The organism is Paenibacillus lactis (assembly GCF_017873605.1).
GTDB classification, from domain to species: Bacteria; Bacillota; Bacilli; order Paenibacillales; family Paenibacillaceae; genus Paenibacillus_AQ; species Paenibacillus_AQ lactis.
This window is the reverse complement of record NZ_JAGGKI010000021.1, coordinates 84638-91902: the sequence shown is the minus strand read 5'-3', so window position 1 is coordinate 91902 and position 7265 is coordinate 84638. Positions and strand designations below refer to the sequence as shown.

Genomic DNA, 7265 nt, shown 5'->3' with positions numbered 1-7265 from the left:
CACGCGTTCCCATACCGAACACGACCGTTAAGCCTTCCAGCGCCGATGGTACTTGGACCGAAGGGTCCCGGGAGAGTAGGACGCCGCCAAGCGAACAACCATAAAGGCCGTTATCGAGCAATCGATGACGGCCTTTTAAATATGTATGTCATTAATATTTTATATAGTAAATCGTTTGCCGGCGCCTCTTAAGAAGAACTCAGGGTTGAGCTTTAAGGGGCGTGAAGCTCAACTCGCCCCCGAAAGTATCCTGCAAGGATTAATGTTCCTACTCCGCTCTAGTGAGGATTGCCAACCGGCTTTCGCTGACCGTAGGGGAGTACGGTAAGTGTTGCTTGTTGCTGTTGACCGTCTCTAATAAACGCCAGTGTATTTCTTCGCCAGGCTGCACGGCCGTTACGATTCCCTCTAACTCATCATACTGCCGAATTTGCTTATTATCGGTGCTTATAATGATATCGCCTACCTCAAGAATGCCGTCTGCGGACGCGCCTGGAACGATTTCCACGATCTTGACACCCTTCATGTATAATGTTTCATGCCAATCCAGCTGGTCCAGAAGGTGGACCTGTAAATATCACTCCTGCGGTATCCCACTCCAACTAAAATAGATAGCCTTAAGGTGACACCTATGCCTCCTAGCTTGCTTTCCGCCATTTCGAATTCAATTCTTTTCATTTTTTCTTATCGGGGCTTTACAATACCAATATCTTAGTGTACTATTCAACCATAACACTGATACAAAAGAGGAGTGGAACCATGGTCGGAACGAATACAACTCCCGTTCTATCCGTAAACGGAGTTACCAAGACGATCGGTCGTCGAAATATTGTAGATGGCCTTACCTTTGATATACATCACGGAGAAATCGTAGGCTTGCTCGGTCCTAACGGCGCCGGTAAGACAACAACGATCCGGATGATTGTCGGTCTGATTGAGATGTCCCGCGGGGACGTGCTGGTGCAAGGGCATAGTATTAAGGGAGACTTTGTGAAGGCGATTCGTCATATCGGAGGCATTATCGAGAATCCTGAATTTTATCCGTATATGAGCGGCTATGACAATCTGAGACAATACCAGCGTATGTCTGACGGCGTAAGCATCACAAGAATTATGGAGATCGTTAAGCTGGTCGGGCTTCAGGATGCGATTCACAAGAAGGTCCGTGCCTATTCCCTCGGGATGCGCCAGCGATTAGGCATCGCTCAGGCTCTTCTGCACAACCCATCGATATTGATTCTGGATGAACCCACAAACGGTCTGGACCCGGCAGGGATCCGCGAAATGCGTGATTATCTGAAGCGAATTGCCCGCGAAGAAGGAATTGCGATTCTTGTATCCAGTCACCTGCTGTCCGAGATGGAACTGATGTGCAGCCGTGTCGTTGTCATTCAAGAGGGGAAACTCGTGACGGAGCGAGCGATCGGCCAGGCCGGGGAGAACGAAGAGCTGTCTACCGTAACGCTTCGCGTCAATGATCTTGAACTCGCCGAACAGACTGCCTCGAGACTGGATGGTCTGACTCGGATCGGTTCGATCCCGGATGAAGGAGCTTTGACGGTTCGATTGAAGGAAGAGGATATTCCCGATCTGATATCCGAACTGTGTAACGCGCGGGTGCGCATTTATCGGGTTGAGGAGCACAAGTCATCGCTCGAGGATGAATTCTTGAAATGGACGGGAGGAAACCGCATTGCGTAGCTTTGGAAACCTGGTATGGAACGAATGGCTCAAAATGTTCAAGAAACGCAGCTTCTTTTTGCCTTATCTGCTGCTGGCAGGCGCTGTCATTCTCGTTGCCGTGATGCTGTATAACTTCTCCGGTGGAGACAACGGCTACGGATTTGCGGAGATGGCCGTCTCCACCAGAGGGATGGGCCAAATGCTGACGCTGCTTGCGGTCGTCGTAACCGCAGGGACGGTGGCGAAGGAGCACAGCATGGGAACGATCAAACTGCTGCTGATCCGCGCACAAAGCCGGACCAAAATTTTGGCTTCGAAATATACGGCCATTCTAATTTATGTAGTAACCCTTGTAGCGTTTATGCTAGCTGTGTCAGTGCTAACTGGTCAGATTACCTTCGGCATGGAGAACGGCTCGGCTACGCTTAATGATGTCCTGCAGGGGTCCCTGTACAATCTCGTTTACACGGTTGTCTACGTAACCCTGACGTTTATGGTAGGCATCCTAACCCGGTCGTCGGGAGCTGCCATCGGTATCGGCATGTTTTCGGTCATTGTGGAGAGCATGGTGGTACAACTGCTCGCACGTTACAGCTGGTCGAAGTATCTGCTGTTCCTGAATGTGGATTTGTCCATGTACAGCGGAGGCGGGTCCTCGCCGGTCCCTGGCATGAGCTTAGCATTTTCCATTACTGTGCTCATTGCCTATCTTCTCTTGTTTCTCGGAGCAGGCTTTGTTACGTTTAAAAAACGGGATGTCGCTTAATAGAGAAAGCCAAGAAGACCGAGATGAGCGGCGGAAAGGAGTTACCGGACAGTGAGTATTGAATTTGACAATAATCTGCCGATCTATTTGCAAATCATGACCTATCTGAAGAAACAGATCATTATCGGCAATCTTCAGCCTGGAGATAAAATTCCATCAGTGCGGGAGCTCGCAGCCGAGCTCCAGATCAATCCGAACACGGTGCAGCGAACTTTTCAAGAATTGGAGCGTGAGGGTATTGTGGAGACGCGGCGGGGATTGGGCCGGTATGTGACAAGCGAGGAATCGAAAATTATGACCATTAAGAAAGAAATGGCCGGCGAGCTTCTGGAGCGGTTCATTCGCGGCATGCAGGAGCTGGGCTTTAAGGATCAGGACATCGTCAGCATCGTTGAAGATGCCGTGAAAGAACCTTAATGAATACAAGTGAGGTGGAGCGAACATGGAGAATCTGCTGCAAGCCCGAAATATAAGCAAAGTTTATGGCGGAGGGCGTAAGGCGCTGCACGACGTATCCTTAAGCATCGGTAGCGGTAAAATCATCGGACTGCTGGGTACGAACGGAAGCGGAAAGAGCACCTTCATGAAAATCGCCGCTGGCCTGATGCAGCCTTCGAAGGGAAGCATGGAAATCGCGGGCATGCCGGTCGGCCTTGAAACGAAGGCGGAGGTATCCTTTATGCCGGACCGCCCGTTGACCGAAGGCTGGATGAAGGTATCGGATGCGATTGAATACTTCCGGGATTTCTTTGCTGATTTTGACCCCGATAAAGCACGCAGCATGCTGGAATTCATGATGTTGAACCCGGAGGACCGGGTAAGCACTCTCTCCAAGGGGATGAACGAGCGGCTGCAGCTGACGCTGGCACTATCCCGAAATGCCAAGCTGTATATGCTTGACGAGCCGATCGGCGGGGTCGACCCCGTAGCCCGGGGCAAAATTTTGGACGCCATCGTCAAATTCTACAATGAGGACAGCAGCATCATCATATCCACGCATTTGGTCAGCGATATCGAGCGGATATTTGATGAAGTCATCTTTATTCGGGACGGAGAGATCGCCATGCATGACGAGGTGGAGAACATCCGAATTAAACATGGCAAGAGCATAGATGAGATGTTTAAAGAGGTGTATGCATAACATGATGAGATTGCTGAAGTACGACTGGAAGAGAAATGCGACGACGCTGCTGGGGGCCCTCGCGGTGCTGCTGATTGTGCAGGTTCTCATTACGGTAACCGGATCGATAAGGCACTGGGAACCGGGCATTATGATGATCCTAAGTATGCTTGCCTACGGCTCCGCAAGCGTGCTGCTGCTCGTAGTTACCTGCAAGAACTTCGCCAGCAACATTAAAGCATATCACCGCAGACTGCTTCCCGTCCGCTCGGTGTGGAGCATTGCGTCATCCCTGTTCCTGGCGTGCGCAACGCTGCTGGTGCTGTCTATTTTGATGCTTGCCCATGCATGGCTATATTGGAGAATGTCCGGTTTGCCATGGGAAGCTCTCCATCTATCCGAATTGCCGATATGGTATTATGTGGCGAACGCTTTATTGGCGGCATGGCAGTTCATCTTCTTAATGATTACGATCTTCTTCGCGATTACCGTGTCGAGGAGCGTTACGAAAAAAGGCAGCGTCTGGATCGGCATCCTGGTATTCTTCGTGCTGCATTACCTGCTCGGTTGGATGAATCATCTGCTCTTCGGAACGGAGGATCTGTGGATCGGGCCTGCAGCTACGATTCAGTTCGGGAACGAAACCAGCGTGAACATATCGCCAGGGGAGTACGTGTTCGCCTGGGGCGGACTTGCGTTTGAACTCGTCATAGCAGCGCTGATCGTCTATGCGACCGCATATCTGATAGATCGTAAAGTTGAAGTGTAACGAATCATAAGGCTTAACCTTTGGGGAAACTGTCGTCACGGCAGTTTCCTCTTTTTTTTGGGCTGGGGATCAATGTCGGCGCCCAAACTCCGAGGCAGGTGTCGGAGATAGAGGTTAACATACGATTCGTTTCACTTAAATTTCACCTGTTGTTCACCACCATAAAAAATCAAGGAATTGTTAGAGGGACTTCGAATAACCCTTGGTATACAAGCATTTATGCAAGAATACGAACTTGATCAAAAATATATTAAAGCGGTTACAAAAAAATCTTGACGATGTCATTTTTCTCCATTATGATATCGGTAAGTGAAACGTTTCAACTGATAAATATAAGTTTGAGAGAAGAGAAGGAGTTACGTGAATGGCAACTATGAAGGATGTAGCCAAAGCGGCGGGGGTGTCCTTGTCGACTGCATCTTACGCGATCAACGGCAGCAGCAAGATCAGCGAAGCGACAAGAGCGAAGGTTATCGAGGCGGCCAAACAGTTGAATTATCAAAAGAACGGTTTGGCGACAGACCTGAAGCGGAGCAGCACGAAGACGATTGCGCTGATTTTGAGCGACATGTCCGGTCCGTATTATTCGGAGTTGATCCGAGGGGTGCAGGAAGTCGCGCTCGAGAACGGTTACGACCTTATTGCCTGCAGTTCGTTCGGCGGCAACGAATCGACCGCGATTAAATTTCTGAGAGAGAAGCGCGTAGACGGCGTCATCATCTCGGAACACAATCTCCATGACGAAGCGATTTTGCAATCCGCACGCAAAGGCTTCCCGATCGTCGTGCTTGACCGGTACCTCAAGGGCGATTATATCTACAATGTTCTTGTCGATAACGAGAAAGGCGGCTATATGGCGACGGAGCTGCTGATCAAGAACGGCTGCAAGCAAATCGCGTACATCAGCAGTTCAAGCAATTCCTATGATCACAAGCTGCGTTACAAAGGGTATTTGCAAGCTTTAAGCGATTACAATCTCGAATGCACATCCAACTTGAATATCAACGGAAGATTTACGATCGATGGCGGCTATATGGCAACAAAATTGCTGATCGGCCAGCGCCAGCTCCCGGACGCGATTTTTTATGCGAACGACGAGATGGCGGCAGGCGGCATTAAAGCTTTCCAAGAGGCCGGTATCCGGGTTCCCGACGATATTTCGATCGTCGGCTTCGACGATATTTTCCTCGCCGAGCACATGAACCCGCCGCTTACGACAATCCGTCAGCCCAAGTACGAGATCGGCTCGCTAGCTGCCCACCTGATTGTGCAGCTATTGGACGGCCTTGAGCTTGAGCATGAGTATGTACTGTCGACGGAGCTGGTCGTGCGAAGATCCTGCAAGCTTCGCTACTAGGCCTTCGCAAAATTAAAGTGAAAGCGTTGCCATTATCCAGGACCCGGTTTGAGCGCCGTACGCTTTTCACGGAAGGCGATGGAAAATAAACAACAATAATCAAAAGAGAGGGATCAGTATGAAGAAAACCGTTGTATTCGCTCTTATTCTTACGCTGCTGGTCGCACTGTTAAGCGGTTGTTCGTCGAGCAAGACCGACAACGCAACGGAGCCGAACCAAGGGCAGAACCAGGAACAAACGAATAAGCCTGGCGATGATGCAAATGTCGGCTCGGGCGAGAAGATTGTGATCAATTATGTGAACTGGAACCTCGGCACCGAAGCCGAAAACAACATTGAAAGAAAAATGATCGCGGCGTTCGAAGAGGCTCATCCGAACATCGATATCCAGCTGGACGAATCGTTCGACTATTCGAAATACGGCGATTCCCTGGCGGCTGCAGCGGCTGCGGGCAAATTGCCCGACGTCATGATGCTTCCGAACATTCCGTTCGGCTTGACGAACGAATGGCTGCTCAACCTTAACGACATCGCTGCATCCGATCCGGAGTGGGCAAACATTCCGAAGGCGCTCGAGAACGCCACGCATTACGGCAGCGGAATCTACGCCGTGCCTGCGGGGATGTTCTTCCAGGGTTACTTCATCAATCAAGACTTGTTTGAGCAAGCTAACCTGCCGGAGCTGAACTACTCTCCGACTTGGGATGAGTTCCTGAACGCGGTAAAAACGCTGAACAATCCTTCGGAAGACGTTCTTGGATTGTCCGAAGCAGTCCAAATTCCGGACTGGTACCCGGCCTCCGTGAATTCGAAGCTCGGCTGGTTCACATGGGACGGACAGCAGTATCACTTGAACGACCCGGTGTTTATTGAAGGCGTGAACAAGGCGAAGGAGATTATGCAGGGCAAATACACGTTCGATAGCCTGTCCGAAGACGAAAAAGCGAAGTACAATGCCACCTGGCACGGCGACGTGTGGAATCAAGGAAAGGTTGCAGTCCGGTGGGAAGGCACATGGGCAACGAAGGATTTCAGCAATCTGAACTTCAAATCCAAGTTTATCGGCATCCCTGGCGGCAAATTTATTTTGATCGGTGATTTCATCGGTATTTCGAAGAGCACCGAGCACCAACAAGAAGCATACGAATTCGCTAAATATATGACGTTCGGCAAAGATGGCATTTTGAAGCGTATGGAGCTGAACACGGACGGTTCGTATACATCCCTGCCGATGACGACGGACCAAAGCATCCTTGATCAATATTTCGCTAACGGCGGCTATGAGGGATTGAAGGAGGCTTACGATAACATCGACAATGCGATTTTGGAGGGCGTCAAGTTCATTCCGGGCGTTGTTAGATCCAGATGGGAAGCGCCAACCGGCGTCAAAGTCGGCGACAAGGAAAACGCCAACCTCGGCGATTTGATTCTTGACAGCATTAAGGGAGGTACGAAGATCGAAGATTACGCGGAACAAATCAATAAGCTTGCGAACGATGAATACAAGGCAGCAGCCGACGCAATCTCCGCTTTGACACAGTAACCTACGACCGGTGGCCAGAGGAGGTAG

Annotated in this window: 8 protein-coding genes and 1 rRNA gene; 8 read left to right on the top strand and 1 reads right to left on the bottom strand. The window is 50.3% G+C overall.

The window, feature by feature from the left end:
* A 5S ribosomal RNA gene (rrf, locus tag J2Z18_RS26240) occupies positions 1 to 92 on the top strand; the annotation flags it as partial.
* A 176-nt stretch (positions 93 to 268) separates the two neighbouring features.
* Here rrf and J2Z18_RS26235 read toward each other — a convergent pair.
* The gene (locus J2Z18_RS26235) at positions 269 to 508 is read right to left on the bottom strand and encodes a hypothetical protein (protein ID WP_007132623.1); all 240 of its coding nucleotides are present in this window, start codon (positions 506 to 508) and stop codon (positions 269 to 271) included.
* A gap of 251 nt (positions 509 to 759) precedes the next feature.
* Between J2Z18_RS26235 and J2Z18_RS26230 the strand changes: the two genes are divergently transcribed.
* The 7 genes from J2Z18_RS26230 (at position 760) to J2Z18_RS26200 (ending at position 7238) form a co-directional block, all read left to right on the top strand.
* Positions 760 to 1701: an ABC transporter ATP-binding protein gene (locus J2Z18_RS26230; RefSeq protein ID WP_210095565.1), complete on the top strand. Its 942-nt coding sequence runs from the start codon at positions 760 to 762 to the stop codon at positions 1699 to 1701.
* Positions 1694 to 2449 carry an ABC transporter permease gene (locus tag J2Z18_RS26225; protein ID WP_007132621.1) on the top strand — a complete coding sequence of 252 codons (756 nt, stop codon included), beginning with the start codon at positions 1694 to 1696 and terminating at the stop codon, positions 2447 to 2449. Before J2Z18_RS26230 ends, J2Z18_RS26225 begins: the two co-directional genes overlap by 8 nt.
* Positions 2450 to 2500: 51 nt before the next feature.
* A complete protein-coding gene (locus tag J2Z18_RS26220) occupies positions 2501 to 2866 on the top strand; it encodes a GntR family transcriptional regulator (RefSeq protein WP_007132620.1) in 366 nt (121 codons plus the stop codon).
* 25 nt (positions 2867 to 2891) lie between these two features.
* On the top strand, positions 2892 to 3590 hold the full coding sequence (locus J2Z18_RS26215) for an ABC transporter ATP-binding protein (protein ID WP_007132619.1): 699 nt from the start codon (positions 2892 to 2894) through the stop codon (positions 3588 to 3590).
* A 1-nt stretch (position 3591) separates the two neighbouring features.
* The gene (locus tag J2Z18_RS26210) at positions 3592 to 4338 is read left to right on the top strand and encodes a hypothetical protein (RefSeq protein WP_007132618.1); all 747 of its coding nucleotides are present in this window, start codon (positions 3592 to 3594) and stop codon (positions 4336 to 4338) included.
* A 364-nt stretch (positions 4339 to 4702) separates the two neighbouring features.
* A complete protein-coding gene (locus tag J2Z18_RS26205; RefSeq protein WP_007132617.1) occupies positions 4703 to 5695 on the top strand; it encodes a LacI family DNA-binding transcriptional regulator in 993 nt (330 codons plus the stop codon).
* A 118-nt stretch (positions 5696 to 5813) separates the two neighbouring features.
* Positions 5814 to 7238, top strand: coding sequence for an extracellular solute-binding protein (locus J2Z18_RS26200; protein WP_007132616.1), 1425 nt, complete (start codon positions 5814 to 5816; stop codon positions 7236 to 7238).
* Positions 7239 to 7265 lie beyond the last annotated feature (27 nt).

What these genes read in the sequence shown, in the direction of transcription:
- J2Z18_RS26230 (WP_210095565.1), top strand. Translation starts at nt 760, where the DNA reads ATGGTCGGAACGAATACAACTCCCGTTCTATCCGTAAACGGAGTTACC.
- J2Z18_RS26215 (WP_007132619.1), top strand. Translation starts at nt 2,892, where the DNA reads ATGGAGAATCTGCTGCAAGCCCGAAATATAAGCAAAGTTTATGGCGGA.
- J2Z18_RS26210 (WP_007132618.1), top strand. Translation starts at nt 3,592, where the DNA reads ATGATGAGATTGCTGAAGTACGACTGGAAGAGAAATGCGACGACGCTG.
- J2Z18_RS26205 (WP_007132617.1), top strand. Translation starts at nt 4,703, where the DNA reads ATGGCAACTATGAAGGATGTAGCCAAAGCGGCGGGGGTGTCCTTGTCG.
- J2Z18_RS26200 (WP_007132616.1), top strand. Translation starts at nt 5,814, where the DNA reads ATGAAGAAAACCGTTGTATTCGCTCTTATTCTTACGCTGCTGGTCGCA.